Origin of the sequence: Gemmobacter caeni (assembly GCF_003054195.1) — a bacterium.
In the GTDB taxonomy this organism is placed as follows: domain Bacteria; phylum Pseudomonadota; class Alphaproteobacteria; order Rhodobacterales; family Rhodobacteraceae; genus Gemmobacter; species Gemmobacter caeni.
The window spans coordinates 30,630-57,290 of sequence record NZ_QBKP01000001.1 but is presented as its reverse complement, the minus strand read 5'-3'; the positions used below and the strand labels follow the sequence as shown (position 1 = coordinate 57,290).

Genomic DNA, 26,661 nt, shown 5'->3' with positions numbered 1-26,661 from the left:
CACTGATTACAATCCCTCGGGGGCCGACGACATGTTGTCAGCCCGTGCCAAAAGGCTTATGTCCGGTGACACGCGGCCGTCAGGGGGAAAAATCCGATGCGCGACCTCAAGCTTCCCGATCAGCGCCACCCGGAAAAGGCGCACCGCCCCGATCAGGAGCAGCCGAAGAAACCTTCGTGGATCCGGGTCAAGGCGCCCACTTCGCAGGGCTACAAGGATACACGCGACATCCTGAAGGCGAACAAGCTTGTCACGGTCTGCGAGGAAGCGGGCTGCCCCAATGTCGGCGAATGCTGGAGCGCGGGGCACGCCACCATGATGATCATGGGCGACATCTGCACCCGCGGATGCAGCTTCTGCAATGTGGCGACCGGCCGCCCTGATGCGCTGGATGTGTTCGAACCCGGCCGCGTGGCCCATGCGGTGCAGACGCTGGGCCTCAAGCATGTGGTCATCACCAGTGTGGACCGGGACGATCTGGCCGACGGCGGGGCAGAGCATTTCGCCCAGACCATCCGCGCCATCCGCCATCGCGCACCCGAGACCACCATTGAAATCCTGACCCCGGATTTCCTGAAATGCGATGCAAGCGCGCTGGAGGTCGTGGTTGAGGCCAAGCCCGATGTGTTCAACCACAACCTTGAAACCGTGCCGGGTCTTTACCCGACCGTGCGGCCCGGCGCGCGCTATTTTCATTCGCTGCGGTTGTTGCAGCGGGTGAAAGAGATGGACCCGGCGATCTTCACCAAATCCGGCATCATGGTGGGGCTCGGTGAGGATGCACAGGGTGTGCGGCAGGTGATGGATGACATGCGCTCTGCCGATGTCGATTTCCTGACCATCGGGCAATATCTGCAACCGACGCCGAAACATCACCGGGTCGACCGTTTCGTCACGCCCGAGGAATTCGCAGCTTACGAAAAGGCAGCCTTCGGCAAGGGGTTCCTGATGGTGTCGGCCACGCCGCTGACCCGGTCGAGCTATCACGCCGGTGACGATTTCGCGCGCCTGCGCGCGGCGCGGCTGGCGAAGCTGAGCCAGGCCTGAGCAGCGCGCGCCAGCGGGGCCGGGGCCAAAATTCTTGCTCAAGAATTTTGGCGCCCTCCTCCGGCAGCGCGCCTTATTCCGATGCGGGCACTTTCTTCAGATAGGCGGCCACCGCCTGACGGTCGCTCTCCGGCAACCGGCTCATGTTCTCCACCACATGCGCCATATGACCGCCCACGCTGTCGAACTCCGGCGTGAAGCCCGAGGTCAGGTATTCGACGATCTCATCCTCGCTCCACCCCAGTTTCGCGGGGGTGATGTTGGGGATCGTGCCTTGGCCAGAAGGGTTGGGTGCCCCAGCCAGCCAGCGGCCACGCTCCAGCCCGCCCAGCAGGTTGCGCGGCGTGTGGCATTCGCCGCAATGCGCCAGCGCCTCGGCGATATAGCGGCCGCGGGTTTCGGGTTCGCTCAATGTGCCGTCGATCACCCAGTCGTCGCGCAGGAACAGCAGCTTCCAGCCGCCAAGGCTGCGCCGGATGTTGAAGGGAAAGCCCACCTCATGCGGCAGGCTGGGCGTGGCATCGGGCGGCAGAGCATCCATGAACGCCTTCAGATCTGCCAGATCCTGCACCGTCATCTTGTTGAAGGCGCTGTAGGGAAAGGCGGGATAGTAATGTTCGCCCTCGGGCGACACGCCGCGCATCACGGCATTGCCGAATTGCGCCAACGTCCAGCCGCCGATGCCATGGGTCGGATCGGGCGAGATATTGGGCGCGAGGAAGGTGCCGAACGGCGAGGCAAAGCGCTGCCCGCCGCTGAGGACCCGCTGCGCTTCACCTTCCGCCCCGGGCGCCATGTGGCAAGAGGCGCAGCCTGCGGCGGTGAACACCTGTTCACCATGGGTGGCATCCCCGGTTACCCCGGCGAAGGTACTGTCGGGCAGCGGCTTCGGTGCGGTGAGCCACCAGCCGGTCCCGGCGGCAAGCAGGGCGAGGGCAGCGAGGCTGGGCAGCAGGCGCATCGGCGTCTCCATCGAATGATCCGGCTCATGCTAGCGCGAATTTTTCGTCGCGGCACCCCGCAGGGATGGTCACGGCTGCGTGATCACGGCATCCGCGGGATTTTCTGGGTCGTCAGCCAGTCAGGCCAGCCCCAGACCCATTCGATCCCGGCAAGAACCAGACAGGCCGCAATCACCCCCAGAACCAGTTTTACCCGGCCCTCCGACGGAGGATTGCGCGCCCAGCGCGCCATGCGAAGCAGCCAGTGCATGTTCATCCGCGTATTTCCTCTGCCAGCCGATGCCATGGTGTCGCGCTGAAATGGCTTTTCGCAAGGGCCGAGGGCGAAGGCAAAGCAAAAAGCCGGATTCCGGGCAGGCCGCTTTCGCTGGCCAGCGGGCCTGCGGCGGCTTCGGGGCGCCCCAGCGCCAATCGGGCAGCGGTCAGGCTGGTGAAGGCCAGAACGGTGGGTTGAACATCGTTGATCTTTCCAAATAGCGAAGCCGGATCATAGCTTTGCGCCGGAATTCTGGCATCCGGCCCGAAGGCGGTTTTTGCCAGATCGGTGAGGCCATGGCCGTAATCCGGCAAAAGGTGATCTTCGTCAGGCCGCAACCGGCGCGGGGTCAGCCCGGTTTCGTGCAGCATCGGCCAGAAGCGATTGCCGGGCCCGGCATAGTAATGCCCGTGCCTGGCCGAGGCGGTTCCGGCGGCAGTGCCACAGAACACGATCCGCAGGCCGGGGCGCAGGTAATCCGGGAGGATCATTCCGGGTCGGTGAACCGCACCTTGCCAATGAAGGGCAGATTGCGGTTCCGTTGCGCGAAGTCGATGCCGTAACCCACGACAAATTCATCGGGAATTTCAAATCCGGTCCAGGTGGCGCGGATATCGACCTCACGGCGCGAAGGTTTGTCAAGCAGAGCGCAAACCTCCATCCGCTTCGGCTCGCGCGAGCGCAGCAGCCGGACGACATGGCTCAGCGTGAAGCCGGTATCGACGATGTCTTCCACCACCAGCACATCGCGCCCGGCAATCTCGCCGCGCAAGTCCTTGAGAATGCGAACTTCCCGGCTGGATTCCATGGCATTTCCATAGCTCGACGCCTCAAGGAAATCCACTTCGACCGGCAGATCAATCTCGCGCACCAGATCGGCGATGAACACGAAAGACCCGCGCAGAAGCCCTACGACCACCAGCTTGTCCGTCCCGGAAAAATGCGTGGTGATCTCGCGTGCCAGCGCCTCGACCCGCGCCGCAATGGCCTTGGCCGAGATCATCTGGTCGATCACATAAGGACGCTGCGGCATGGCTCCCCCTTGATTTCCCTGCATCCATTTCCCAATACCGGGGGAAGGCCATCGCGGAAAGGGGTGACATGCCCACACATCACGAGAAACGGGTGCTGCCATGGACGGCGCAGCAGATGTATGACCTCGTGGCGGATGTCGGCTCCTATCCGAAGTTCCTGCCCTGGACGGCGGCGGCACGCATCCGGTCGCGCAAGCCTGTGGCGGGCGGGGGCGAGCTGATGGAGGCGGATCTGGTGATCTCGTTCAAGGTGTTCCGCGAAAGGTTCGGCAGCCGGGTGACGCTCTGGCCTGCCGACATGCGGATCGACACCGAATATCTGGACGGGCCGTTCCGCCATATGCGCAGCAACTGGGCCTTCCGCGATGTGGAAGGTGGCTGCGAGGTGGAGTTTTTCGTGGATTTCGAGTTTCGCAACGCGATCTTGCAGGGCATTATCGGTGTTGTGTTCAACGAGGCCATGCAGCGGGTGGTGCGCGCCTTCGAGCGGCGCGCGGTGGAACTTTATGGCCCGGGCCGGACGGCCTGAACGGGAGGAATGATGACCAAACGCATCGAGACGCGGCCACTGGCCGTGATCACGGCATTTGCGGCGGTGGGGCTGTTCGCGCTTGTCGTCTGGATGCTTTACATCGCGCAGGGCGTACTGGTGCCGCTGGCCTTTGCCACGGTGGTGGCTTTCGTGCTCTGGACGGTGGTGGACTGGATGAGCCGGGTGCCGGGCCTGCGTCGTCTGCCGCTGATCCTGCGACATGGCGCGGTGCTCGCACTGTTCGTGGTGGCGATCTTCCTGCTGGTGGCGACGCTGCGCTCGAATGGCGAGGTTCTGGTGCAGCGCCTTCCGGCCTATTCCAGCAATATCCTCGGTCTGGTGGCCGAACTTGATGCGCGGTTCGAGATCGACAAGCACATTCCCGGCGGGCTGAGCAAGATTGTCACCAGCAATGTCGACCTTCAGGGCGTGGCCCGGCAGTCGCTGGGCGCCCTGGGTAGCCTTGGCGGGCTGATCGTGCTGATCCTGCTTTATACCTCGTTCCTGATGCTGGAATACACCGGCTTCGTGAAGAAGCTGCACATGGCCTATCCGCAGGGCGACCGGGCCGCGCAGCTCATCGCGCTGTCGACCGATATCAACAGCCGGATCGGCGGCTTTCTGGCGGTCAAGACCGTCATCAACATCATCCTCGGCGCACTGTCCTATTTCGGGCTGAAGATCATGGGGATCGAGCTGGCGGGCTTCTGGGCCATCTATATCGGGGTCTTGAACTACACGCCCTATCTGGGGTCCGCCGCCGGGGTGGTGGCGCCCTCGCTGATGGCGCTGGCGCAGACCGGCGATCTGAAGCATGCCTTCCTGACCATGGCGATCCTGTCGGCGCTGCAATTCATCATCGGCTCGCTGATTGAGCCGCATGTGATGGGACGCCGCATCAACCTCAGCCCGATGATGGTGCTGGTCAGCCTTGCATCCTGGTATTCGCTCTGGGGTCTGCCGGGCGCAGTGCTCGCTGTGCCGATGACGGTGATCATCCTTGCGGTTCTGGGCGCGATTCCCTTCACCCGTCCGGCCGCGATCCTGCTGTCAAACGACGGGCGGATCGGCGAGGGCCGCCGCGATTAGCGCCAGCGCATGATCCCGCGTGGCCGCGCGCACCGCCGCCCGGCCACGCGGACCAAATTCCACGGTTTCGGAAAGGGTTGCTCGGCCTTCCTGCGACAGACCGAAACAGACGCGACCTTCCGGCTTGAACTCTGATCCGCCCGGTCCGGCGATGCCGGTGACCGAGACGGCCAGCGTGGCACGGGAATGCGCGCGGGCGCCATCAGCCATCTCGCGCGCGACCTCCTCTGACACTGCGCCATGGGCGGCGAGCGTCTCGGCGCGGACACCCAGCATATCCTGCTTGGCGGCATTGGAATAGGTCACGAAACCCCGGTCGAACACATCGGATGACCCGGCGATATCGGTCAGAGCCACTGCGATCATGCCGCCTGTGCAGCTTTCCGCAGTTGCGAGGATCGCACCGGATTTCCGTGCAAGATCAAGAAGATCTGAAACGTTCATCGCATGATCACTCCGTGGGCGATTCCCGCCGCAATGATGACTGCGATGCCGGCGAAGAGCCCCGCCCAAAGGTCATCCAGCATCACGCCTTTCCAGTCGTCGCGCCGGTCGGCCCGGCCGACGAGCCAGGGCTTCCAGATGTCGAACAGGCGGAAGAACAGGAAGGCCGCGACCCAGCCGGGATAGGCTGTCACGGCCCAATCCTCCAGCCCGCGCTGCCAGAAGGCGAAGGCGGGGAACAGGAGGGCGAGCCATTGTCCTGCCACCTCGTCGATGACGATCTCGGACGGGTCTTCGCCCGGTCGGTCGGCAAGCGCCGCGCGACAGGTGAGGAAACCAAGACAAGTCACCAGAATCGTGGCCAGAACCAATGCGGGGAAGCCAAGGTATCGGTCGATGGCAACGCCCAGAACGATGGCCCCGGCCGAGCCCCAGGTGCCCGGCGCGGGGCGCAACAGCCCAAGACCGAAGAAGGTATTCAGAACCCGGATCATTGCTGCACCAGCGTGGCTGTGGCGATGGCGGCGATACCTTCCTGGCGGCCGGTGAAACCCAGCCGTTCAGAGGTGGTCGCCTTGACGCTGACGCGGTGAATCTCAACCCCCATGATCGCAGCCAGCGCGCGACGCATCGCTTCGGCATGCGGGCCAACCTTGGGGCGTTCGCAGATCAGGGTCACGTCGCAGTTGGACAGTGTAAATCCCATTTCGCGCGTCATTTCAATGGCATGTCTCAGGAAGATATGGCTTTCGGCGCCTTTCCATTGCGGGTCCGACGGGGGGAAATGCCGCCCGATATCGCCCTGCGCCAGTGCGCCGTAAATCGCATCGGTCAGCGCGTGCATCCCGACATCGGCGTCGGAATGGCCCAGCAGCGCCTTGTCATGCGGCACCTTTACCCCGCACAGCCAGACGTGATCGCCCTCGGTGAAAGCGTGAACGTCAAAACCGTTGCCCAGCCGTATCTCCATGCCGCGCCCTTTCAGAATGGCCTCCGCCCGCGCGAAATCGCCGGGGAAGGTAAGTTTGATATTGTCCTCTTCGCCGGGCACGATGGCAACCGGCAGACCGGCTGCACGCGCAACCTCCACATCATCGGCGGCCTCGCCGGGATGGGCGCGATGGGCGGCAAGGATTTCCGCCAGCCGAAAGCCCTGTGGCGTCTGCGCGCGCCACAACCCCTCGCGCGACTGCGTTCCGCTGACCACGCCGGCCTCGCCACGCCACAGCGCATCGGTGACGGCAAGCGCCGGGGCGGCGGCAGGGCCATGATCCAGCGCCGCGGCGATCCGGGCGATCAGAGCAGGTGAAACCAGTGGGCGTGCGCCATCGTGGATCAGCACGCGGGTCACATCGCTGCCCGCCAGAGCCTCCAGCGCGTTGCGCACCGATCCGGCTCGGGTATCGGCGCCGTCCACCAGCAGGGCGTCGCTGCCCAAAGCCTCGGCCCTCGCGCGATCCCCGGGACGGATCACCAGCACCCGGCGCAGCCCGGCAAAGGCATCGAGCGTATGGGCCAGCACAGGACGCCCGGCAAGGCTTTGCCATTGCTTTGGAATCTCGCCCCCCGCGCGGCGGCCGCGCCCTGCGGCGACGATGATGGCGGCTGTCGTCATGCGGGTCTCCCTTGGCCTGACGTCTATGCCGCATTGCATAGGCCAAGGCCCGCGTGCTGACAATGCGGTGGCAGCGGGGCTAATAATTGCCTATAATTTGTGCGATGTCGGTTTTCCGCACAGATTTGCGGCGTCTTGCCGTTGTCACCCGCCCGTGGCAGGGGTAGCTGCCGAATTAACAGACAAGGAACGCCCAAGGTGCCTCTGCAATTGGCCGACATCCAGCTTGACCCTCCGGTGCTGCTGGCACCGCTAGCCGGGATTACCGATCTGCCGTTCCGCCGGCTGGTCGGTTCGTTCGGCGCAGGGCTGGTCGTAAGCGAGATGGTCGCGAGCCAGGAGGTCGTGCAGGCCCGCCCGCTGGCCCGCGCGCGGGCGGAGCTGGGCTTTGGCGAGGCCGCGACCTCGGTGCAGCTTGCGGGGCGTGATCCATGGTGGATGGCCGAAGCCGCGCGCTATGTCGAGGGACAGGGCGCCCGCGTGATTGACATCAACATGGGTTGCCCGGCGAAGAAGGTGACGAACGGCTATTCCGGTTCGGCGCTGATGAAGGATCTGGACCATGCGCTGCGGCTGATCGAGGCGGTGGTGGGCGCGGTGCAGGTTCCGGTGACGCTCAAGACCCGGCTGGGCTGGGACGATGATCTGATGAATGCGCCGGAACTTGCCCGGCGGGCCGAAGCCGCAGGCGTGCGCATGGTCACCATCCACGGCCGCACGCGCTGCCAGTTCTACAAGGGTCAGGCCGACTGGGCGGCGATCCGCGCGGTAAAACAGGTGGTGAGCGTGCCGCTGATCGCCAATGGCGACATCGTGGATGCCGAAGCGGCGACCGAGGCACTGCGGCAGTCCGGCGCCGATGGGGTGATGATCGGGCGTGGCGCGCAGGGGCGACCCTGGCTGCTGGCGCAGGTGGCGGCGGCGCTTTATGGCAAACCGCTGCCGCAGGTGCCGCAGGGCGATGCCCTGGCCGATCTGGTGATCGGGCATTACGAGGCGATGCTGGCCTTCTATGGCGTCGACCTCGGGCTGCGCATCGCGCGCAAACATCTGGGCTGGTATCTGGAGGTGGCGGGGCTTGAGGCCGCGCGAGGGCCGATCATCACCGGCGAAGTGCCTGCGCAGGTTTCGCGCGCTCTGCGCGAGACCTTCCGGCAGCAGGAAAGGGCGGCGGCATGAAAGGATACCGGCAGCCCTATCCGGTTCCGGGTGTCGTCTGGGCCTCGATGCCGATTCCGGCGCTGCTGGTCGACGAAAAGAGCGGCATTCTGGAAACCAACCCGGCGGCTGAGCTGTTTCTCAATGCCTCGGCCCGCAGCCTGAAGGGCCAGCCGGTCTTTGACCGCATTCATATCGACGCCGAAATGGACGAGGCTTTCGCGCGGGCCCGTGCCAACCAGTCGGCACTGTTCATCAATGATGTCGATGTGACGACGGGCGAGCGTCCGCCAGTGCAATGCACGGTGCAGATCGCGCCGATGGCCGACAACCCCGATGTGCTGATGCTGCTGATTTCCCCACGCGAGATTGCCGACCGGCTGGGCCGGGCAGGGGCGGCCAAGACAGCGGCAAAATCGGCGATCGGCATGGCCGAGATGCTGGCGCATGAAATCAAGAACCCGCTGGCAGGCATTGCCGGGGCGGCGCAGCTTCTGTCCATGGGCCTCTCGGCAGAGGACCGCGAACTGACCGATCTGATTGTCGAGGAAACCCGCCGCATCGTGAAGCTGCTGGAACAGGTGGAGCAGTTCGGCAATGTCCGTCCGCCGGATCGCCGTGTGGTCAACATCCACGACGCGCTGGACCGGGCGCGCAAGTCGGCGATGATGGGGTTTGCCGCCAAGATGCGCTTTGTCGAGGAATACGACCCCTCGCTGCCGCCGACCCATGCCGACCCCGACCAGTTGATGCAGGTGTTCCTCAACCTCATCAAGAACGCGGCCGAGGCGGCGGGGCCGCAGGGGGGCACGATCACGCTGCGCACCCGCTATGACCTGTCGCTGCGCCTGCGCCGCCGGGATGGCACCGGCAAGGCGCTGCCGCTTCAGGTGGAAATCATCGACGATGGCCCCGGCCTGCCGCCCGGCATCGCCGCCGAGATCTTCGAGCCCTTCGTCTCGGGCAAGGAAAACGGCACGGGGCTGGGCCTCGCGCTGGTGTCGAAGATCGTGACCGAACATGAAGGCTGGATCGGGGTCGATTCCGTCCCCGGCCGCACCGTATTCCGCGTGTCGCTGCCCGTGGCGCCGCGTGACTTGCAGAAGAAGGAAGCTGGCTGATGGATGGTACGGTTCTGGTTGCCGACGATGATCGCACGATCCGCACGGTGCTGACCCAGGCACTGACCCGCGCGGGGTGCAAGGTGCATGCGACCTCCTCGCTGGTGACGCTGATGCGCTGGGTCGAAGAGGGGAAGGGCGATCTGGTGATTTCGGACGTCATCATGCCCGATGGCAACGGGCTTGAGGCGCTGCCGAAGATCGGGCGGATGCGGCCCGGTTTGCCGGTTATCGTGATTTCGGCTCAGAACACCATCATGACGGCAATTCAGGCCGCCGAGGCCGAGGCGTTCGACTATCTGCCCAAACCCTTTGATCTGCCCGATCTGATGAAGCGGTCGGCCCGCGCGCTGGATGTGAAGCGCCGCCCGGCCAAGCAGGCAAGTGCGCCGCGCGATTCCGCCGACGACCTGCCGCTGGTGGGGCGGACGCCGGCCATGCAGGCGCTGTACCGGCTGGTCGCGCGGGTGATGAACACCGATCTGGCGGTGCTGATCACCGGGGAAAGCGGCACTGGCAAAAGCCTCATCGCGCGTGCGATCCACGATTTTTCAGACCGGCGCACCATGCCCTTCGTGGTGGCGCAGGCCGCAGATCTGCAAGGGCTGGAAGGGCCTGCGACGCTTTTGTCCAGGGCGCGCGGTGGCAGCCTTGTGTTCGACGAGGTGGCAGATCTGGATGACGAGGCCCAGGCGCGCATCGTCCGCATGCTCGACATGCTGGGCGACAATGCGCCGCGCATCATGGCAACCTCGCAGGCCGATCTTGCGGGCCGGATGGAGGCGGGCGCCTTCCGGCAGGATCTGTTCTACCGTCTGGGCGGCGTGACGCTGCATGTGCCGAGCCTGCGGGAGCGGGTGGATGACATCCCGCTTCTGGCCGAGCATTTCCTTGCGCGGGGCGAGCGTGACTTCGGCGCGGTGCGGCGGCTTTCGCCGGAGGCCCGCGAACTGGTGCGGGCCTATAGCTGGCCGGGCAATGTGCGCCAGCTGGAAAACACGCTGAAGCGGCTGATGGTGACCTCCTCGGAACCCGAGATCAGCCGCGTCGAGGTCGAATCGGCCATCGGCAGCCTGCCGCTGCCCGAACCGATGAAGGGCATCGGCGAAAGCGACAAACTGTCCGCTTCGGTCGCGCGGCATCTGAAGCGCTACTTCGATCTGCACGGCGGGCAACTGCCACCGCCCGGTGTTTATGGCCGGATCCTGCGCGAGGTTGAGGCGCCCCTGATCGAGATTGCGCTGGATGCCACGGGGGGCAATCAGGCGAAATGTGCCGATCTGCTTGGGATCAATCGCAATACCTTGCGCAAGAAGATCACCGAGCTGGATATTCGCGTGACACGCCGCCGCAAACTGATGTAAAACCGCAACATATGGCGTGTCTTTCGGGTTTTGCCCGACTCACGCCGCAAGATATGGCTGCGGGGACACAGGGCCCCGGACGGATTGGGGGCAAGAGTGCGCGCTGCGGCGAACAGCGGCTGGATGATCCGGCTTTCCCGGTTGCGGCGACAGCGGCGGGTGCAGACGGCCATGACCCTTGGTCTGGTTGTGCTGGCCCCGGTGCTGGTGATTGCGACCCTGCTGGTCCTTGGGCCGATGAACGATGGCGCCAGCTCGTCCAGCCTGCGGGTCATCCTGCTGGCGGATTTTGTTTACGCACTGGTCGTTGCCGCCCTCGTTCTGGCGCGGGTGATCCGCATGATCGCGGATCGCCGCAGGCAATCCGCCGGATCGGCACTGCATCTCAGACTGACCGGGGTCTTTGCACTGGTGGCGCTGATCCCTACGGTTCTGGTGGCGGTCTTCGCCGTGCTGACGGTGAATGTCGGGCTGGAGGGCTGGTTCTCGGATCGGGTGCAGCGTGTGGTCGGGGCCTCGATGGCTGCTGCCGAAGCCTATGAACGGGAACACCGCGAGGCGCTGGTGCAGGATGCCGAGGCACTGGCCGCCTATATCAATGTCACGAAGCAATCGACCTTCTTTCTGGAGGATGACCAGCTGCGCCCGGTGCTGACCGATGCGCAGGAGCGGGTGCAGCGCGGATTGCGTGAGGCCTTCCTGATTGATGGCGGTGGCGAACTGCGCACGCGCGGCGACAAATCCTATCTGTTCGACTTCGAAAAGCCCGCACCGGACGAGATCGCCCGCGCGCAGAAGGGTGAGGTTGTCGTTATACAGGATTGGAACAACAACGAATTCCGCGCGCTGGTGCATCTGGATGCCTTTGCCGACCGTTACCTCTATATCTCGCGCGAGGTGGATGGAAATCTGCTGAGCCTGCTGGATGAAACCAAGGAAACCGTACGCTTCTATCAGCAGGTCGAAAAGGCGCGCGGGCGCATCCTGTTCGAATTCGGGCTGCTGTATCTGGGGTTCGCGCTGATCCTCATTCTGGCGGCGATCTGGCTGGGGCTGTGGTTTGCCGAACGGCTCAGCCGGCCGGTGGGGCGGCTGGCTTCGGCTGCGGCGCGTGTGGGCGAGGGCGACCTGAACGTGCAGGTGATCGAGGAGGAGGGCGACGACGAAATCGCCACCCTCGGCCGGGTGTTCAACACCATGACGCGCGAGCTGAAGGGCCAGCGCGACGCGCTGATGGAAAGCCACCGGCAATCGGAGCGGCGGCGGCGGCTGTTCGACAGCGTGCTGTCCTCCGTCACAGCCGGGGTGATCGGCCTTGATGCCGAGGGCGATGTGGATTTCGTCAATCGCGCGGCGGAGCGGCTGCTCGATTTCCGCGACGGTCAGTCGGATATGGCGCTGGCGGTGGCGGTGCCGGAGTTTGCGGCGCTGTTCGACCGGCTGCGCCAGGGCGGCGGCGCGGCGGTGCAGGAGGAGATCCGACTGACCCGCAATGGCCGCATGGAAAGCCTTCTGGTGCGGATGGCGGTGCGGCGCAACGACAGCGGCAAGCTGGAAGGCTTCGTTGTGGCCTTCGACGATGTGACCGAGCTTGTCAGCGCGCAGCGCATGGCGGCCTGGGGCGACGTTGCCCGCCGCATCGCGCATGAGATCAAGAACCCGCTGACCCCGATCCAGCTTTCGGCGGAACGCATCAAGCGCAAGTTCCGCCCGTTGGTGGGTGATCAGGCGGCCGACCTTGACCAGTATGCCGAAGTCATCGTGCGGCAGACCAATGACCTGCGCCGGATCGTGGACGAGTTTTCCAAATTCGCCCGTATGCCCGAACCGGACCGGCGCGAAACCGATCTGGTAAAGCTGGTCCGCGATGCGGTGGTGTTGCAGGACATGGGGCTGCCCGATGTCACGCTGACCGCCAACCTGCCCGACACGCCGCTGCCGATGGAACTGGATGCCACCATGATCGGGCAGGCGCTGACCAATCTGATCAAGAACGCGGGCGAGGCGGTCGAGGGGCTGATCGAGAAGGGCGCGCCCGAAGGCTACCGCCCGGAAATCCGGGTGGCACTGGTGGTGGATGCGCAGGAAGCGCATATCACCATCGCCGATAATGGCATCGGCCTGCCGCCCGACCGCGCGCGGCTGTTCGAGCCCTATGTGACCACGCGCGACAAGGGCACGGGCCTCGGCCTGCCCATCGTCAAGAAGATCATCGAGGAACATGGCGGGGCGCTTGTGCTGACCGATGCCCCGCTGTTCGAAGGCAATTCCCACGTCGGCGCCATGGCCGAAATCCGCCTGCCAAGGGCGGTGCGGCCGGCACGCGGACGGGGCAGAACAACGGCCACGGAAGGCCAGGAGGACGCATGAGCAGCATTCTCATAGTCGACGACGAGCGGGATATCCGCGAGTTGATCGGTGATATCCTGCGCGACGAGGGGTTTCAGGTCAGGCTGGCGGCCAATGCCGACGACTGCATGGCCGAGATCAATGCCGAACAACCGGCGCTGATGATCCTCGACATCTGGCTGAAGGACAGCCGGATGGACGGGATCGACATTCTGAAGACCGTCAAGCGCGACAACCCGGATGTGCCGGTGGTCATCATCTCGGGGCATGGCAATATCGAGATCGCGGTGGCGGCCATCAAACAGGGCGCCTACGATTTCATTGAAAAGCCGTTCAACATTGATCAGCTGATGGTCGTGGTCAGCCGCGCGATGGAAACCTCGCGCCTGCGCCGCGAAAACAGCGAATTGCGCCGCCGCGATGTCACCTCGTCGGAAATGCTGGGCGGGTCGGTGGCCTTCCGGGCGCTGAAGGGCCAGCTGGACAAGGTGACGAAGTCGAACGGACGGGTCATGCTGACCGGCCCGGCCGGATCGGGCAAGGAACTGGCGGCGCGCTATATCCACACCCATTCCAATCGTGCCGGTGCGCCCTTCATCACCGTCACCTCGGCCACCATCGAACCCGAGCGGATGGAAGAGGTGCTGTTCGGTCGCGAGACGCCTGAACGCGGTGTCGAACCGGGGCTTCTGGAGCAGGCGCATGGCGGCATCGTCTACTTCGACGAAGTGGCCGACATGCCGCTGGGCACCCAGTCGAAAATCCTGCGTGTTCTGGTGGAACAGCAGTTCACCCGCGCGGGCGGACAAGACAAGGTGCGCGTGGACCTGCGGGTCATCAGCTCCACCACCCGCGACCTGCGGGCGGAAATTGCCGCCGGGCGCTTCCGGCAGGAGTTGTATGACCGGCTGAATGTGGTGCCGATTGCCGTGCCCTCGCTGGAGGAACGCCGCGATGACATCCCGGAACTGACCCGGCATTTCATCGAGATGTTCCACCGCAGCCAGGGCCTGCCGCAGCGCGAGCTGACCTCGGATGCCGAGGCGATGCTGCAAACGATGCTCTGGCCGGGTAACGTGCGCCAGTTGCGCAATGTGATCGAGCGCATCCTGATTCTCGGTGACGGTTCCGGCCCCATCGAAGCGCGCGAGCTGCCGGGACAGGAAAGCGGCGGCAGCGATGACGGGCGGCTGGTGATCGGGGGCCAGCTGGCCACCCTGCCGTTGCGCGAGGCGCGCGAGCTGTTCGAGAAGGAATATCTGCTGACCCAGATCAACCGTTTCGGCGGCAATATCAGCCGGACGGCGAATTTCGTCGGCATGGAGCGCTCGGCCCTGCATCGCAAGCTGAAATCGCTTGGCGTGGTGACCGGCGCCAAGGCGCGCGGCGCGGGCGAGATGGACGAGGATGACGAGGGCGAGGACTGAGATGCGCGGCGCCTTCGGCCTCGGTCTGGTTTTCCTGACGGCGGGCGCGGCTCTGGCCGAGCCGATCCTGCCGGGCATCTATGACGTGGCGGGCACCGATCTGGATGGCTCGTCCTATACCGATGTGATGGAACTGGCCACTGACGCGACCGGCGCCTGCACCGCGACCTATGCGGGCGACGGCGACAACCCGATGCCAGGCATCTGTCTGATCGACGGTGACAGGCTGGTCATCGGCTCGGTCATGGGCGGGCATCTGCTGGGCGTGCTGCGACAGGTAGGGCCGGGGCGGCTGGAAGGGGGCTGGCGCATCGAAGGCGAAGCCGGGCAGGGGCACGAGGTTCACACGCGGCGACCCTGACCACAGGTCAGGGAGGGCCGCGCGCTTCTTGACCCCATCGGCCGCCCATGCCATGCCTTGACCCGATCAGGGCCGGGAGTTTCCGATGAAGGTGATCATCTGCGGGGCGGGACAGGTGGGCTGGCAGATCGCCCGCCACCTCTCGGGCGAACGCAACGATGTGACCGTGGTCGACATGAGCGCCGATCTGGTGCGCCGGGCGACAGAAACGCTGGATGTGCAGGGGATTACCGGCTTCGCCAGCTATCCCGATGTGCTGGACCGGGCGGGCGCGCGCGATGCAGACATGATCATCGCCGCCACCCATTCGGACGAGGTGAACATGGTCACCTGTCAGGTGGCGCATTCCGTGTTCAACGTGCCGCGCAAGATCGCGCGGCTTCGGGCGCAGAACTATCTGGATGCGATCTATTCCGATCTCTACCGCCGCGACCATCTGCCCATCGACGTGGTGATCAGCCCCGAGAAGGAAGTGGCCGAGGCGGCGATGCAGCGGCTGGCGGCGCCCACGACTTTCGATACAGAAAGCTTCTTTGATGGCCGGGCGCAGCTTCTGGGTATTGTTCTGGCCGAGGATTGCCCGGTGCTGAACACGCCGCTGCGGCAGCTGAACGAGCTTTTTTCCACCCTGCGCGCCATCGTTGTGGGCGTGCGGCGGCAGGGGCGGCTGTTTACGCCCGAACCGGGCGACCAGCTGTTCGCGGAAGATCAGATTTATGTCTTCACCCATATCGACGATGTGGGCCGCACGCTGGATATCTTCGGCAAGGCCGCCAAGAAGCAGGAGCGGGTGGTCATCATCGGTGGCGGCAATGTTGGGCTGGAGGTCGCCAAAGCGCTGGAGGCACGAACCGACCGCATCCGCGCCAAGGTGATCGAGAAAAGCCGCGCCCGCGCAGAATTTGCTGCCGACAATCTGGAACGCACCATCGTTCTCAACGGCGATGGAATGGATATCGACCTGCTGATGGAAGCCGCCATTGACCGTGCTGATGCGGTGCTGGCGGTGACCGATGACGACAAGACCAACATGCTGGTCTCGGTCCGGGCAAAATCGGCGGGCTGCCCCATGGCGATTGCGCTGGTGAACGATCCGACGCTGGTGCCCCTGATGGCGGAGCTGGACATCGACGCCTATATCAACCCGCGCGCCACCACGGTTTCGTCGATCCTGCGGCATATCCGGCATGGCCGGGTGCGGGCGATCTATTCCATCGGCGATGCCGAGGCCGAGGTGATCGAGGCGCAGGTTCTGGGCACTTCGCCGCTGGCCGGGCGGCTGATCCGCGACATCGAGTTTCCCGAAGGCGTGCTGGTCGGCGCGGTGATGAAGGGCGACAAGGTGATGAAGCCCACTGGCGATCTGCGCATCGACGAGGGCGATGCCATCGCCATGTTTGCCATGGCCAAGGACGTGCCCGAGGTGGAGCGGCTGCTGCAAGTCTCCATCGACTTCTTCTGAGGGCGCGGCCGATGCCGATGCGCCGCCTGCTGAACCTGCCGCTTCTGGTGATCCTGATGGGGATTGCGACGGCTGCGATGCTGGTTCCTGCGGCCTATGCCTTTGCCCATCGCGACTATCCGGTGGGGCGCGCCTTTGCCTATGGCGCGCTGATCTTTTCCATCCTGACCGGCATGATTGCGCTGGCCACGGCCAACTGGCAGCCGCGCGATGCCCGGCACAGCCATCTGAAGGCGCTGGTCGGGGCCTATCTGGTGCTGCCGCTGATGCTGGCGGTTCCGCTGAACGAGGCGGTGCGTGACACCTCTTTCGTCAATGCCTGGTTCGAGATGCTGTCAAGCTTCACGACCACAGGTGCCACTGTTTATGAAACGCCGGGGAGGCTGTCGGATTCGCTGCATCTGTGGCGGGCACTGGTCGGCTGGCTGGGTGGCTTCTTCATACTGCTGATGGGCGTCGCTGTGCTGCTGCCGATGAACCTTGGCGGGATGGAGGTTCTGGCCGGGCGCGGCACACCGGGCGCAGGCGCACCGCAAATCACCCGCATCGCGGACCCGTCGCAACGCGTGACCCGCTTCGCGGTACAGCTTTTCCCGGCCTATGCGGGGTTCACACTGGTATTGTGGTGCGGGCTTGTGCTGATGGGCGAGGCCGGGTTCCGCGCGCTGTGTCTGGCGATGGCCACGGTTTCGACGAGCGGCATCATGCCCGGCGGCAATGCAGGTGTTTCCGGTTCGGGCATTCCGGGCGAGATCCTGATCGCGCTGTTCCTGTTGCCCGCCATCACCCGCCGCGCCTATCCGGCCGGCCCGGCCCTGGGCGAGCGCGCCCGCAGCCTGCCGTATGACCCCGAACTGCGCATGGCCGCTGCCATCGTCTTCGTGGTCACAGGCGTGCTGTTCCTGCGTCACTGGGTCGGTGCCATCGAGAATGCCGAGGGGCAGAACCTCGTCTCGTTTCTGCGCGTGCTCTGGGGCACGGCTTTCACCACCCTGTCCTTCCTGACGACCACCGGGCTGCCTTCGTCGCAATGGGCGGCAGCGCAGCTCTGGTCGGGGCTGGAGACGCACGGGCTGATCCTTCTGGGCCTTGCGATGATCGGTGGCGGTGTCGCCACCACGGCGGGCGGGGTAAAGCTCCTGCGGGTCTATGCGCTGTTCCGCCATGGCCAGCGCGAGATGGAACGGCTGATCCATCCGCATTCCATCGGCGGGCAGGGCACGGTGGCGCGGCGGCTGCGGGGAGAGGGCGCGCGGCTGGCCTGGGTGTTCTTCATGCTGTTTGCCGTTTCAATCGCGGTCATTGTCGCGGCGCTGACGCTGACCGGGCAGGGGTTCGACCAGTCACTGATCCTTGCGATTTCCGCCCTGTCCACCACCGGACCGATTGCCAGCTTCGCCGGAGAAAGTGCCGTTCTGTTTTCGGCACTTGGCACGCCCGCCAAGCTGGTTCTGGGCTTCGCCATGGTGCTGGGGCGGGTCGAGGCGCTGGCCCTTCTGGCGCTTCTGGCACCCGAGCAATGGCGGAAGTAATGTTCATGTGGGCGATAACGGCCTGATTTTGGGGCTGGAATCTGGCAGATTTGCCAGACATACTGATTCCGCTGCCTGACGGAACGACTGGGAAGGGGCGGCGGACAGAACCGCGCGACAAAAAAAGGCAATAAAGAATGGCTGCCGATAAACAGAATTTGCAGGACGCTTTCCTGAATCATGTCCGGAAGGCGAAGGTTCCGGTTACCATCTTTTTGATCAACGGGGTGAAGCTGCAAGGCGTTATCACCTGGTTTGACAACTTCTGCGTTCTGCTGCGCCGCGACGGTCAATCGCAACTTGTGTACAAACACGCGATTTCCACCATTATGCCGGGCGCGCCGATCAATCTTTACGAGGGTGAAGACTGATTTCCGATCTTCCCGAGGATGAAGACAGCTTCGCCCCGCCGTCCCGCGACGGTGGGGTTGATCTGCATGAGACGGCCGCGCAACCCACGCGTGCCTGGATTCTCCACCCCGATATCCGGGCGGAATCGTCCCGACGCCTGCCCGAGCTTCGCCTGGCCGAAGCCGAATCGCTCGCCGTCGCCCTGCCGGGGATGGAGGTTCTGGGAGCCGAGGTCGTGCGCCTGCCGCGTGTGCACCCCGGCACGCTGTTCGGATCGGGCAAGCTGGCCGAACTGAAGGCGAAGTTTCACGCTGAAGAGGTGGAACTAGTGCTGATCGACGGCCCGGTTTCGCCGATCCAGCAACGCAATCTGGAAAAGGAATGGGGCGTCAAGCTGCTGGATCGCACCAGCCTGATCCTTGAAATCTTCGCGGATCGCGCCCGGACGCGGGAAGGGGTCTTGCAGGTCGAACTCGCGGCGCTCAGCTATCAGCGCACGCGGCTGGTGCGGGCCTGGACCCACCTGGAACGTCAGCGCGGCGGCTTCGGCTTCGTCGGCGGCCCCGGTGAGACGCAGAAAGAGGCCGACCGTCGCGCCATCGACGATCAGGTGATCCGCATTCGCCGCCAGCTGGAAAAGGTGGTGAAAACGCGCGAACTGCACCGCAGTGCCCGGCGCAAGGTGCCGTTTCCGGTGGTGGCGCTGGTGGGCTACACCAACGCAGGCAAATCGACGCTGTTCAACCGGATGACCGGGGCCGAGGTGCTGGCCAAGGATATGCTGTTCGCGACGCTGGACCCGACGATGCGCGGTGTCACGCTGCCCTCGGGGCGCAAGGTGATCCTGTCGGATACGGTGGGCTTCATCTCGGACCTGCCGACGCAACTGGTCGCCGCCTTCCGCGCCACGCTGGAAGAGGTGCTTGAGGCCGATCTGATCCTGCATGTGCGCGATATTGCCCATCCCGAAACCGCCGAACAGGCAGCGGATGTGGCCGATATTCTGCAAAGTCTCGGGGTGAAGGCGGAAACGCCGAAGGTCGAGGTCTGGAACAAGCTCGATCTGCTGGACCCCACCACGCATGAGGCGTTGCTGGCGCAAAGTGCCACGCGCGACGGGGTTTTCGCCGTTTCGGCGCTGACCGGCGAGGGCATTGATACGCTGCTGGAGGCTGTCAGCCGCGCATTTGATGAAGAGAAGTCCGACCGTGATCTGATGCTTGGCTTTGCCGAGGGGCGCAGGCGCGCCTGGCTGCATGCCGAAGGCGTGGTGCAGGAAGAAGTGCAGGGCGAAGAGGGCTGGGCCATCCGGGTGCGCTGGACCGCGCGGCAGGAAAAACGCTACCGCGAACTGTGATGAAATCGGGCGGCCAGGAGGCCGCCCGTTCTGTTTCAGGTCACAGGAAGGCGTGCCAGCCGCCGTGGCCGCCACCGGGATGATCGTCGTCGTCCTCGTTCTGGTGGCTCTGGTCCTGATCTTCGTCCGCATCTTTCTGGGTCATGCAGGATTCATAGAACTTGGCCGGATCGAGGTTGATGAACTTCGAGGCCAGACCGCCGCCCAGCGGCTTGAACCAGCCCAGGGCCTTGCTGCTGCCGCCGCAATCGGCCTCGCCGCCCTTGCCATGGCCCCAGTCCTTACCCCAGGAAGCGCCTTTGCCCCAGCCGACATCCTTGCCGGTGCCGCAATCGCCCTTGCCCCAGCTGCCGCCATGGCTCCAGTCGTTGCCCTTACCCCAATCGTTGCCTTTGCCCCAGTCGTGACCTTTGCCCCAGTCGGAGCCCTTACCCCAGCCGCCTTTGCCGCCGTGGTCGTCGTCACGATCCCACTTGCCCCAGCCACCGCAGGATTTGTCGTCATCGTCGTCCTTGCCGTGGTCATCCTTGCCACCGCAATGTTTGCCACCGTGATGCGACTTGCCGCCGTCGCAATCATCGCCGTCCTCGTCATCTTCCCCGCCGTGGTCGTGATCGCAGTCGTCTTCACCGCAATCCGCAATACCGTCCCCGGCGACCGCATTCATCTCGCCATCCGGGGTCGAGGCGTTGGTGCCCCAGAAGCCCAGCACATCCACATTGTCGAGGTTGGTTTCCCCCGAAAGCGTGACGAAACCGGTTTCGCCCGCTTCCAGATAGGTCGGCTTGTCCGCGCCTTCCCATTCGAAGCCGGGGGCCGACATCTTCTGCGCGTGGTCGAATTGCACGTCCTGACACTTGATGCCTGCGGCCTCAAGGTCGATCGGCTGGTGGTTCGGGTTGTCGACCGTCGCGCTGTCGCCCACGAAGGAGTCATCGCCCCAATACATCGTATTGAAGTCGGCATGCCCCTCCAGCATCGTGACCTTCGCTTCGACCTCGCCCGACTGGCCGATGTAGAGTTCGGCGGTGAACTTCACGCCTTCAAGATTATATTCGTATAGTCTGCTGTCTGCCATGACTGTCCCCATAGCCTGAGCGCGGCCCTTTGCAGGTCCGGTCACTCTTTGCGCCCCCGTGAGGTTTGTGGCAAATTCAAGGCATGGACGCCATGTGGCAGTCGGAAAATGTCCGTTTCCATATCGGACACGGAAACTACTCATTTTTATCAATGGTTTGCGCGATGCGTGCAAGGCAGGACAAAAGTGGCGCCTGAATGTCGCCGCATTTCCGCCCTAATTTGTGAGGCTCAGGGCGCAGGCGGGCGCAGGTGGCTGTCGCCGACCGAGGCCGCGCGGGCCAGAACCGGGTCGAGCGACATCGGGATGTACTCGCCCCGCCGCCAGCGTTCACCCAGATTGTCATAGTGACGGCTGAGCGGGTGCCCCGACTGCCCGGTGGCAATGATGAAGACCGAACTGTCGGGATCGGCGAAATCATAGACGCCGCGATAACCCGCACCATGGACGTTCAGCCAGGGGTCGGGGCCGGTGCCCTTTGGGCTGCCCCGCATCAGCGTATTGTCGTCGCCGCTGGTGCTTTGGCGGATATTCACGAAATAGCGCAGGATCGGCACATTCCCCAGCACCGGATGGTCGTGGGCCGCCTGATGCACATCGCCCCAGCGCCAGCTTTCCAGATTGCGGCCGTATTTCTCGGACAGCTCCAGCAGCGCCTGATCCAGTGCGATGCGGGCCATGTCGGTGCAGGTCTCCACCTGTGCCGACTGGATGACATCACACCATGCACCTGCGCCGTCGATATTGCGGTAGACGCGTTCCAGGAACACCGGCTCGATCTTGGTGAAGGAATCCGCCAGCGGCCCGATCTCGTCACGGATCAGCCGGTCTTGCAGCGCCCGCATCCAGGCCTGATAGATCAGCGGTTCGGGAAGATGTTCGTTCATCTCGCCGTTCCACTTGGCCATCAGTTCCAGCGCGCGCTGGCGCAGCCGTTCGGGCGTGCCCTCGGGGGCGGCCTCGCCGGTGAACCACAGATCTGCGCCGACCAGGGGCAGGATGGCGCGGGCAGTCGGGCTGACGGTATCGAGCTGCGCCTCGATGAAGCTTTCACGGGTATGCACCTCGCGCGTCTTCATCAGCGTCAGCCAGCGTTGCACGCGCTGTGTATCGCCCCAGTTGTAGGACAGGTGCCGGGGGAAGGGCTGGTCCACCGTCTTGTTGTTGGTATTGCCCAGAATGCCGGTCGCGGGTTTCACGAAGCGCGGGTTTTCCTCGTAGGGAAAGGTTCCGAGCCAGCGGTTTTCGGCCAGCCAGCCGGGCGAGGGCATCCGGCCGCGGGTCTGGTTGCGCGCATCGCGTTGCGGCACCGCGCCAATGATCTGCATGGCGATGCCCTCGCGGTCAGCGAGCATCAGATTCTGCGCGGGGGCCACGAACAGGCGGCCTGCCTCCATCGCCTCGGCAGTGCTTTTTGCACCCATCAGGCGGATGGCGGCGGTCATCGAAGTGTCCTGCGCTGTCAGCGCGGTCCAGCTGAGCGACATGACATGGCCGGGCGGGGTGATAGTGGCCAGATCGTAATGCGAGCCGGGCAGCACCGGGCCATTGTCGGTCCAGCGCAGGGTGATGGTGACCGGGGCCGCATCCTTGACCTGAATGATGGTGCGGCGGGTTTCGAATTTCTTCCAGCCGTCCGGGGTGCGGTATTCTTCGGAATTGGCGGGATTGACCTCTTCGATATGCAGATCCTGATCGTCGACATAAGCAGTGGTCAGACCCCAGCCCAAAGCCTCGGACCGGCCCGCAAGCACGACGGGCACGCCCGGAATCGTCGCGCCGATCACACCGCCCGAGCGCAGTTCCAGCCGGGCCAGATACCAAAGCGTCGGCGCCGTGAAGCCCAGATGCGGGTCATTGGCCAGAAGCGTGCCGCCGGCAGCCGCCCGTGACGGAGCCGCCGCCCAGGCATTGGAGGCCCCCGAAAAGCCCCGGCGCGGGAAGGGCGACAGCGGATCTTCCGCATAGCGGCGCGGGGCGCCCTGCGGGAAGGGGCCGGGCACGATCTGCGCATAGTCGGGCAGGGCGGCGATGGCCTGACCCGGATTATCGGGCAGAATGTCGCGCAGGCGCTGCTCCGGCAGGGTCAGCGACATCCGGGCGCGGATCACCTCATCCTCCAGTTGGCCCGTCAGTTGCAAGGCCATCAGTTTGAGGATGGCCAGACTGTCGGCGGGCTGCCATGCAGCGATCTCGTTCGAGAAAAAGAAGAACTCCGGCGCGCCACGCCCGCGGGCGCCGCGATTCACCTCGGAAATCCAGGCATTGACGCCTTCTGCATAGGCCTCCAGCGCGGCGCGGGTCGGGTCATCCTGAACGGCCACCGCCTCAGTCGCATAGCGATAGAGGTCATAGCGCCGCATCAGCTCGTCAATCTTCAGGGTCCGGTTGCCAAAGACCTCGGACAGTCGCCCCTGCGCGGTGCGGCGCAGCATGGTCATCTGCCACAGCCTGTCCTGGGCATGGGTGAAGCCCAGCGCAAAATAGACGTCCCGGTCATCCGAGCCGAAGATATGCGGCACATTGTCATTATTGCGCACGATTTCGACCGGGGCATGCAGCCCCTGCAGGGTAAAATCCTCGTTGTAATCCGGCAGGGACCGCGACAGGAAATAATACGCCCCGACCAGCGCCAGACCGGCCAGAACGACAAGCCCCGTGAAAATGCGGAGCATCCAGCGGAAAACCATGAGCATGGGGCGCGTCCTTGACCTTGAACCCGAGATGCGTTCCTAGTCGATCCTGCGTCCGGGGGCAATTGCAGGAGGGTTCACGATGGCGAAGGTGGCATTTCTCGGCCTTGGGGTCATGGGCTATCCGATGGCGGGACATCTGGTGGCGAAGGGCCATGAGGTGATGGTCTATAACCGGACCGAGGCGAAGGCGAAGGCCTGGGTTGCGGAATTTGGCGGTGGCTGGGGCGCCACGCCGCGCGCGGCGGCCCAGGGGGCGGAATTCGTGATGGTCTGCGTCGGCAATGATGACGACCTGCGCAGCGTCTGCCTTGGCGCGGATGGCGCCTTTTCAGGGATGGAGCGCGGTGCGATCTTCGTCGACCACACCACGGTTTCGGCACAGGTAACGCGTGAACTTTCGGCGGTCGCCGCCGGGGAAGGCAAGGGATTCGTCGATGCGCCTGTGTCCGGCGGGCAGGCCGGGGCGCAGAATGGCGTGCTTTCCGTGATGTGCGGGGGTGCCCAGGCCGAATATGACCGGGCCGAGCCGGTGATAGCCGCCTATGCCCGCATCTGCCGCCGTCTGGGCGACAGCGGCGCCGGGCAGATTGCCAAGATGATGAACCAGATCTGCATTGCCGGCCTGGTACAGGGCCTGTCGGAGGCGCTGGCCTTCGGGCAGAAGGCGGGGCTTGACGGCGAGGCGGTGGTCGAGGTGATCAGCCAGGGGGCAGCCGGAAGCTGGCAGATGGCCAACCGCCACAAGACCATGCTGTCCGGTCAGTTCGATTTCGGCTTTGCGGTGGACTGGATGCGCAAGGATCTGAAGATCTGTCTGGAAACCGCTGACCAGATCGGCGCGTCGCTGCCTGTTACCGCGTTGGTGGACCAGTTCTACAAGGAAGTGCAGAACATGGGCGGCGGGCGCAATGACACATCGAGCCTGATCCGGCGCCTGACGCGGGACTGAACCGACAGGACCGGGGCGCTGCCCCGGACCCCGGAGTATTTCGGCAAGAAGCAAATGGGGCGGGTTTTCCTGCCCCTTTCGCTTTACGGGATGATGCGGGTGTATTTGGTGCCCGACAGCGTGGCTCCCGCGATCAGGCCCGCCTGACCGAAGACCAGCGCGATCACCGGGTCGATTTCGGTCGTGTCCTTGCCAATGGAGGCGCCCTGTTCCGGAGTGGCGTATTTCAGGTCAGCACCAGCAGCCCAGCCCGGCGAGCGGCGGAAATCGCTGAGTGCATCCTGCGTCATGAAGAACAGTGCATGGGCATATTGCTGAGCACCGATCTGAAGCCCGATGGAGGCCTTCGCGGCGGAATAGTAATCCACCGTCACGTCATTGATGCGCAGCGCCCCGCGACCGAAGGCGCCGCCGATCCCGAAGCCCGCCTCGGTCACCAGCGGCATGTAAAGCACGCCGTAAGCCTTGGAGGCGAGATCGCGCGTGCCGGGGTAGCGGTTGAACAGGTAGTTCCGCGTCTCGTCCACACGGGCGTCGATTGTGGCGCTGCCACGCCCGCCCACGCCATTGCCGCAGGCGCCCAGCGCGAAGGCCGCGCCCGAGCACAGAAGAAAGGTGCGTCTGTCGATCATGCTCTGCCTCTCATTGCTTGCGGCGCTGCCGCATGGCCTCTGACGGGCCGTCCAATCCACATATAGCGGATCAGGTGGCGCATGTCACTTGCCCTTGACCGGCGGCAGGGCCGGTTCCGGCGAAAGACCGCCCGTCAGGCCCGCAGGAGCCGCGCGACGGCGGGGGCGAAATAGGTCAGGATGCCGTCGCAGCCAGCGCGTTTGAAGCCCAGAAGGCTTTCAACCATGGCCTTTTCGCCATCGATCCAGCCGTTCAGGGCCGCGCCCCGGATCATCGCATATTCACCGGAGACCTGGTAGGCATAGGTCGGTACGCCAAAGCTGTCTTTCACGCGGCGACAGATATCGAGATAGGGCATGCCCGGCTTGACCATCACCATATCAGCGCCCTCGCGCAGGTCACGCTCGATCAGGCGCAGGGCTTCGTCGCTGTTGCCGGGGTTCATCTGATAGGTCTTCTTGTCCCCCTTCAGCGCGCCCGAGGCGCCCACGGCATCGCGGAACGGCCCGTAGAACGCGCTGGCATATTTGGCGGAATAGGACAGGATCGCCACGTCCTTGTGGCCCGCGGCTTCCATCGCCGCGCGGATCGCGCCGATCCGGCCATCCATCATGTCGGAGGGGCCGAGGATGTCAGCGCCGCTGTCGGCCTGCGCCAGCGCCATGCGGACCAGCGCCTCGACCGTTTCATCATTCAGGATGATGCCGTCGCGCACAAGGCCGTCATGGCCGTTGGAGTTATAGGGATCGAGCGCGATGTCGGTCATCACCGCGATTTCCGGCACTGCCGCCTTGATGGCACGGATGCAGCGGTTGGTCAGGTTGTCGGGGTTCCAGGCCTCTTCGCAGGTCTCGGTTTTGACAGAAGGATCGGTATAGGGAAAGAGGCAGAGCGCCGGGATGCCAAGCGCCGCCGCCTCTTCCGCCGCCTGCACCGCGAGGTCGATCGACAGCCGGTCGACACCGGGCATCGACATCACGGGTTCGCGGATATTCTCGCCGTCGCGAATGAAGATCGGCCAGATCAGGTCATTGGTTGTCAACACATTTTCCTGTGTCAGCCGGCGCAGGCTTTCCGTGCGGCGGACACGGCGGAAACGGGTGGCGGGAAAGGCGGCCTGGCTGGGATGCATCGTCATGTCCTTGCGGCAAGTCCTGATTTGCGGGGATGGGCCAGCCACCCCGCGCCGGATTTTTTTCTGCCTGCCATGGAAAAGCCTGCGCTGCAAGGATAGGAATGCCGCAGTCCCGCCATTTGCCGGGGCGGCCGTTTCCGAACGGCGGGACACGACCGGAGAGTTGCATGCAGTGGTATGAAACCATATTCGAACTGATCGACATGCGGTCATTCTCGAACCTGTGGTTCTGGATCATGCTGGCGGTGCAATGGTCGATGACAAGCCATTGGGTGTTGGGGGTGCCCTTCGATCTAGTGCTGCGCGCGCGTCGCAGCGGCGGTCAGGCGCTGGAGGATCTGGAGGCGATGGCGCGGGTCAATGTGAACCGGCTGCTTTACATCACCCATGTCTCGGGTCTGTGGATCGCGGGGTTCGTGGCCTTCATCCTGACGCTGCTGGTGGTTCTGGGCTTTTACTACGGGATCGAGTTCGCCCAGGCCGCCTTCTGTCTGTTCTGTCCCATGGTGGTCGTCTCGACCCTTTCGGTCCGCAGCGCCCACCGCATCGCGGATGGCGACCACCGGGGCGAGGTGCTGGTGCGGCGGCTGGTGCATCTGCGGATGGGGACGCAGCTGATCGGGATGATCGCCATTCTGCTGACCTCGCTGTGGGGGATGTACCAGAACATGCATATCGGCGTTCTGGGCTAGGCGGTTCCGGGCAAGGC

Annotated in this window: 26 protein-coding genes; 15 read left to right on the top strand and 11 right to left on the bottom strand. The window is 64.4% G+C overall.

The features are described 5' to 3' along the window. Positions 1-96 precede the first annotated feature (96 nt). Entirely contained in the window at positions 97-1,047 is a 951-nt protein-coding gene (gene lipA / locus C8N34_RS00265) for a lipoyl synthase (protein WP_054303554.1), read from the top strand. A 73-nt stretch (positions 1,048-1,120) separates the two neighbouring features. On the opposite strand, the gene C8N34_RS00260 is transcribed toward lipA, so the two are convergent. From C8N34_RS00260 to hpt, 4 genes are all read right to left on the bottom strand, one after another. Further along, entirely contained in the window at positions 1,121-2,008 is an 888-nt protein-coding gene (locus C8N34_RS00260) for a cytochrome c (protein WP_108127387.1), read from the bottom strand. Positions 2,009-2,091: 83 nt separating this feature from the next. Next, complete coding sequence (locus tag C8N34_RS26115; protein ID WP_170120515.1) at positions 2,092-2,265, bottom strand: hypothetical protein; 174 nt, start codon at positions 2,263-2,265, stop codon at positions 2,092-2,094. Beyond that, complete coding sequence (locus tag C8N34_RS00255; RefSeq protein ID WP_108126780.1) at positions 2,262-2,756, bottom strand: mismatch-specific DNA-glycosylase; 495 nt, start codon at positions 2,754-2,756, stop codon at positions 2,262-2,264. Before C8N34_RS00255 ends, C8N34_RS26115 begins: the two co-directional genes overlap by 4 nt. Further along, positions 2,753-3,298 carry a hypoxanthine phosphoribosyltransferase gene (hpt, locus tag C8N34_RS00250; RefSeq protein ID WP_054303556.1) on the bottom strand — a complete coding sequence of 182 codons (546 nt, stop codon included), beginning with the start codon at positions 3,296-3,298 and terminating at the stop codon, positions 2,753-2,755. Before hpt ends, C8N34_RS00255 begins: the two co-directional genes overlap by 4 nt. A gap of 68 nt (positions 3,299-3,366) precedes the next feature. Between hpt and C8N34_RS00245 the strand changes: the two genes are divergently transcribed. Together C8N34_RS00245 and C8N34_RS00240 are read left to right on the top strand one after the other, a co-directional pair. Beyond that, a complete protein-coding gene (locus C8N34_RS00245) occupies positions 3,367-3,828 on the top strand; it encodes a type II toxin-antitoxin system RatA family toxin (protein ID WP_054303557.1) in 462 nt (153 codons plus the stop codon). A 12-nt stretch (positions 3,829-3,840) separates the two neighbouring features. Next, positions 3,841-4,920, top strand: a complete 1,080-nt coding sequence (locus C8N34_RS00240; protein ID WP_158640434.1) for an AI-2E family transporter — start codon at positions 3,841-3,843, stop codon at positions 4,918-4,920. Here C8N34_RS00240 and C8N34_RS00235 read toward each other — a convergent pair. From C8N34_RS00235 to C8N34_RS00225, 3 genes are read right to left on the bottom strand one after another with little or no spacing between them, the layout of a single operon-like run. Beyond that, the gene (locus C8N34_RS00235; protein WP_108126778.1) at positions 4,882-5,364 is read right to left on the bottom strand and encodes a CinA family protein; all 483 of its coding nucleotides are present in this window, start codon (positions 5,362-5,364) and stop codon (positions 4,882-4,884) included. The two genes, C8N34_RS00240 and C8N34_RS00235, sit on opposite strands and share 39 nt — an antisense overlap. Continuing rightward, complete coding sequence (locus C8N34_RS00230; protein ID WP_199750624.1) at positions 5,361-5,858, bottom strand: phosphatidylglycerophosphatase A family protein; 498 nt, start codon at positions 5,856-5,858, stop codon at positions 5,361-5,363. Before C8N34_RS00230 ends, C8N34_RS00235 begins: the two co-directional genes overlap by 4 nt. Further along, positions 5,855-6,979: a bifunctional 2-C-methyl-D-erythritol 4-phosphate cytidylyltransferase/2-C-methyl-D-erythritol 2,4-cyclodiphosphate synthase gene (locus tag C8N34_RS00225; protein WP_108126776.1), complete on the bottom strand. Its 1,125-nt coding sequence runs from the start codon at positions 6,977-6,979 to the stop codon at positions 5,855-5,857. The genes C8N34_RS00230 and C8N34_RS00225 overlap by 4 nt, the downstream gene beginning before the upstream one ends. A 198-nt stretch (positions 6,980-7,177) precedes the next feature. Here C8N34_RS00225 and dusB point away from each other — a divergent pair, with 198 nt between their 5' ends. From dusB to hflX, 10 genes are all read left to right on the top strand, one after another. Next, complete coding sequence (gene dusB, locus C8N34_RS00220; RefSeq protein WP_108126774.1) at positions 7,178-8,158, top strand: tRNA dihydrouridine synthase DusB; 981 nt, start codon at positions 7,178-7,180, stop codon at positions 8,156-8,158. Next, on the top strand, positions 8,155-9,258 hold the full coding sequence (locus C8N34_RS00215; protein WP_054303563.1) for a two-component system sensor histidine kinase NtrB: 1,104 nt from the start codon (positions 8,155-8,157) through the stop codon (positions 9,256-9,258). The genes dusB and C8N34_RS00215 overlap by 4 nt, the downstream gene beginning before the upstream one ends. Continuing rightward, positions 9,258-10,622, top strand: a complete 1,365-nt coding sequence (locus C8N34_RS00210) for a response regulator (RefSeq protein ID WP_108126772.1) — start codon at positions 9,258-9,260, stop codon at positions 10,620-10,622. Before C8N34_RS00215 ends, C8N34_RS00210 begins: the two co-directional genes overlap by 1 nt. Before the next feature lie 123 nt (positions 10,623-10,745). Then, positions 10,746-12,992 carry a sensor histidine kinase NtrY-like gene (locus C8N34_RS00205; RefSeq protein ID WP_108126770.1) on the top strand — a complete coding sequence of 749 codons (2,247 nt, stop codon included), beginning with the start codon at positions 10,746-10,748 and terminating at the stop codon, positions 12,990-12,992. After that, the gene (gene ntrX / locus C8N34_RS00200; protein WP_054303566.1) at positions 12,989-14,398 is read left to right on the top strand and encodes a nitrogen assimilation response regulator NtrX; all 1,410 of its coding nucleotides are present in this window, start codon (positions 12,989-12,991) and stop codon (positions 14,396-14,398) included. Before C8N34_RS00205 ends, ntrX begins: the two co-directional genes overlap by 4 nt. A gap of 1 nt (position 14,399) precedes the next feature. Beyond that, positions 14,400-14,759 (top strand): hypothetical protein, encoded by a 360-nt coding sequence (locus C8N34_RS00195; RefSeq protein WP_108126768.1) that lies wholly within the window; start codon positions 14,400-14,402, stop codon positions 14,757-14,759. An 85-nt stretch (positions 14,760-14,844) separates the two neighbouring features. After that, positions 14,845-16,221, top strand: a complete 1,377-nt coding sequence (gene trkA / locus C8N34_RS00190; protein WP_054303568.1) for a Trk system potassium transporter TrkA — start codon at positions 14,845-14,847, stop codon at positions 16,219-16,221. A gap of 17 nt (positions 16,222-16,238) precedes the next feature. After that, positions 16,239-17,753 (top strand): potassium transporter TrkG, encoded by a 1,515-nt coding sequence (locus tag C8N34_RS00185; RefSeq protein ID WP_108127383.1) that lies wholly within the window; start codon positions 16,239-16,241, stop codon positions 17,751-17,753. Between the two features lie 137 nt (positions 17,754-17,890). Continuing rightward, entirely contained in the window at positions 17,891-18,124 is a 234-nt protein-coding gene (gene hfq / locus C8N34_RS00180; RefSeq protein WP_054303569.1) for an RNA chaperone Hfq, read from the top strand. A gap of 62 nt (positions 18,125-18,186) precedes the next feature. Then, a complete protein-coding gene (hflX, locus tag C8N34_RS00175) occupies positions 18,187-19,461 on the top strand; it encodes a GTPase HflX (RefSeq protein ID WP_242013757.1) in 1,275 nt (424 codons plus the stop codon). Between the two features lie 40 nt (positions 19,462-19,501). Here the strand turns inward: hflX and C8N34_RS00170 are convergent, their stop codons facing one another. Continuing rightward, positions 19,502-20,539 (bottom strand): hypothetical protein, encoded by a 1,038-nt coding sequence (locus tag C8N34_RS00170; protein WP_108126764.1) that lies wholly within the window; start codon positions 20,537-20,539, stop codon positions 19,502-19,504. Between the two features lie 230 nt (positions 20,540-20,769). Beyond that, a complete protein-coding gene (locus C8N34_RS00165; protein ID WP_108126762.1) occupies positions 20,770-23,235 on the bottom strand; it encodes a penicillin acylase family protein in 2,466 nt (821 codons plus the stop codon). A 79-nt stretch (positions 23,236-23,314) separates the two neighbouring features. On the opposite strand from C8N34_RS00165, the gene C8N34_RS00160 reads away from it, so the two are divergent. After that, a complete protein-coding gene (locus C8N34_RS00160; RefSeq protein ID WP_108126760.1) occupies positions 23,315-24,184 on the top strand; it encodes an NAD(P)-dependent oxidoreductase in 870 nt (289 codons plus the stop codon). 83 nt (positions 24,185-24,267) lie between these two features. Here C8N34_RS00160 and C8N34_RS00155 read toward each other — a convergent pair whose 3' ends face one another. Together C8N34_RS00155 and hemB are read right to left on the bottom strand one after the other, a co-directional pair. Further along, positions 24,268-24,816 carry a lipid-binding SYLF domain-containing protein gene (locus C8N34_RS00155; RefSeq protein ID WP_108126758.1) on the bottom strand — a complete coding sequence of 183 codons (549 nt, stop codon included), beginning with the start codon at positions 24,814-24,816 and terminating at the stop codon, positions 24,268-24,270. A gap of 134 nt (positions 24,817-24,950) precedes the next feature. After that, positions 24,951-25,949, bottom strand: a complete 999-nt coding sequence (hemB, locus tag C8N34_RS00150; protein WP_054303717.1) for a porphobilinogen synthase — start codon at positions 25,947-25,949, stop codon at positions 24,951-24,953. Positions 25,950-26,119: 170 nt separating this feature from the next. On the opposite strand from hemB, the gene C8N34_RS00145 reads away from it, so the two are divergent. Continuing rightward, the gene (locus C8N34_RS00145) at positions 26,120-26,644 is read left to right on the top strand and encodes a hypothetical protein (RefSeq protein ID WP_054303575.1); all 525 of its coding nucleotides are present in this window, start codon (positions 26,120-26,122) and stop codon (positions 26,642-26,644) included. Positions 26,645-26,661: the final 17 nt, after the last annotated feature.

Coding starts and splice junctions, on each gene's coding strand:
- lipA (WP_054303554.1), top strand. CDS start 97: ATGCGCGACCTCAAGCTTCCCGATCAGCGCCACCCGGAAAAGGCGCAC.
- C8N34_RS00260 (WP_108127387.1), bottom strand. CDS start 2,008: ATGCGCCTGCTGCCCAGCCTCGCTGCCCTCGCCCTGCTTGCCGCCGGG.
- C8N34_RS26115 (WP_170120515.1), bottom strand. CDS start 2,265: ATGAACATGCACTGGCTGCTTCGCATGGCGCGCTGGGCGCGCAATCCT.
- C8N34_RS00255 (WP_108126780.1), bottom strand. CDS start 2,756: ATGATCCTCCCGGATTACCTGCGCCCCGGCCTGCGGATCGTGTTCTGT.
- hpt (WP_054303556.1), bottom strand. CDS start 3,298: ATGCCGCAGCGTCCTTATGTGATCGACCAGATGATCTCGGCCAAGGCC.
- C8N34_RS00245 (WP_054303557.1), top strand. CDS start 3,367: ATGCCCACACATCACGAGAAACGGGTGCTGCCATGGACGGCGCAGCAG.
- C8N34_RS00240 (WP_158640434.1), top strand. CDS start 3,841: ATGACCAAACGCATCGAGACGCGGCCACTGGCCGTGATCACGGCATTT.
- C8N34_RS00235 (WP_108126778.1), bottom strand. CDS start 5,364: ATGAACGTTTCAGATCTTCTTGATCTTGCACGGAAATCCGGTGCGATC.
- C8N34_RS00230 (WP_199750624.1), bottom strand. CDS start 5,858: ATGATCCGGGTTCTGAATACCTTCTTCGGTCTTGGGCTGTTGCGCCCC.
- C8N34_RS00225 (WP_108126776.1), bottom strand. CDS start 6,979: ATGACGACAGCCGCCATCATCGTCGCCGCAGGGCGCGGCCGCCGCGCG.
- C8N34_RS00215 (WP_054303563.1), top strand. CDS start 8,155: ATGAAAGGATACCGGCAGCCCTATCCGGTTCCGGGTGTCGTCTGGGCC.
- C8N34_RS00210 (WP_108126772.1), top strand. CDS start 9,258: ATGGATGGTACGGTTCTGGTTGCCGACGATGATCGCACGATCCGCACG.
- C8N34_RS00205 (WP_108126770.1), top strand. CDS start 10,746: ATGATCCGGCTTTCCCGGTTGCGGCGACAGCGGCGGGTGCAGACGGCC.
- ntrX (WP_054303566.1), top strand. CDS start 12,989: ATGAGCAGCATTCTCATAGTCGACGACGAGCGGGATATCCGCGAGTTG.
- C8N34_RS00195 (WP_108126768.1), top strand. CDS start 14,400: ATGCGCGGCGCCTTCGGCCTCGGTCTGGTTTTCCTGACGGCGGGCGCG.
- trkA (WP_054303568.1), top strand. CDS start 14,845: ATGAAGGTGATCATCTGCGGGGCGGGACAGGTGGGCTGGCAGATCGCC.
- C8N34_RS00185 (WP_108127383.1), top strand. CDS start 16,239: ATGCGCCGCCTGCTGAACCTGCCGCTTCTGGTGATCCTGATGGGGATT.
- hfq (WP_054303569.1), top strand. CDS start 17,891: ATGGCTGCCGATAAACAGAATTTGCAGGACGCTTTCCTGAATCATGTC.
- C8N34_RS00170 (WP_108126764.1), bottom strand. CDS start 20,539: ATGGCAGACAGCAGACTATACGAATATAATCTTGAAGGCGTGAAGTTC.
- C8N34_RS00165 (WP_108126762.1), bottom strand. CDS start 23,235: ATGCTCATGGTTTTCCGCTGGATGCTCCGCATTTTCACGGGGCTTGTC.
- C8N34_RS00160 (WP_108126760.1), top strand. CDS start 23,315: ATGGCGAAGGTGGCATTTCTCGGCCTTGGGGTCATGGGCTATCCGATG.
- C8N34_RS00155 (WP_108126758.1), bottom strand. CDS start 24,816: ATGATCGACAGACGCACCTTTCTTCTGTGCTCGGGCGCGGCCTTCGCG.
- hemB (WP_054303717.1), bottom strand. CDS start 25,949: ATGCATCCCAGCCAGGCCGCCTTTCCCGCCACCCGTTTCCGCCGTGTC.
- C8N34_RS00145 (WP_054303575.1), top strand. CDS start 26,120: ATGCAGTGGTATGAAACCATATTCGAACTGATCGACATGCGGTCATTC.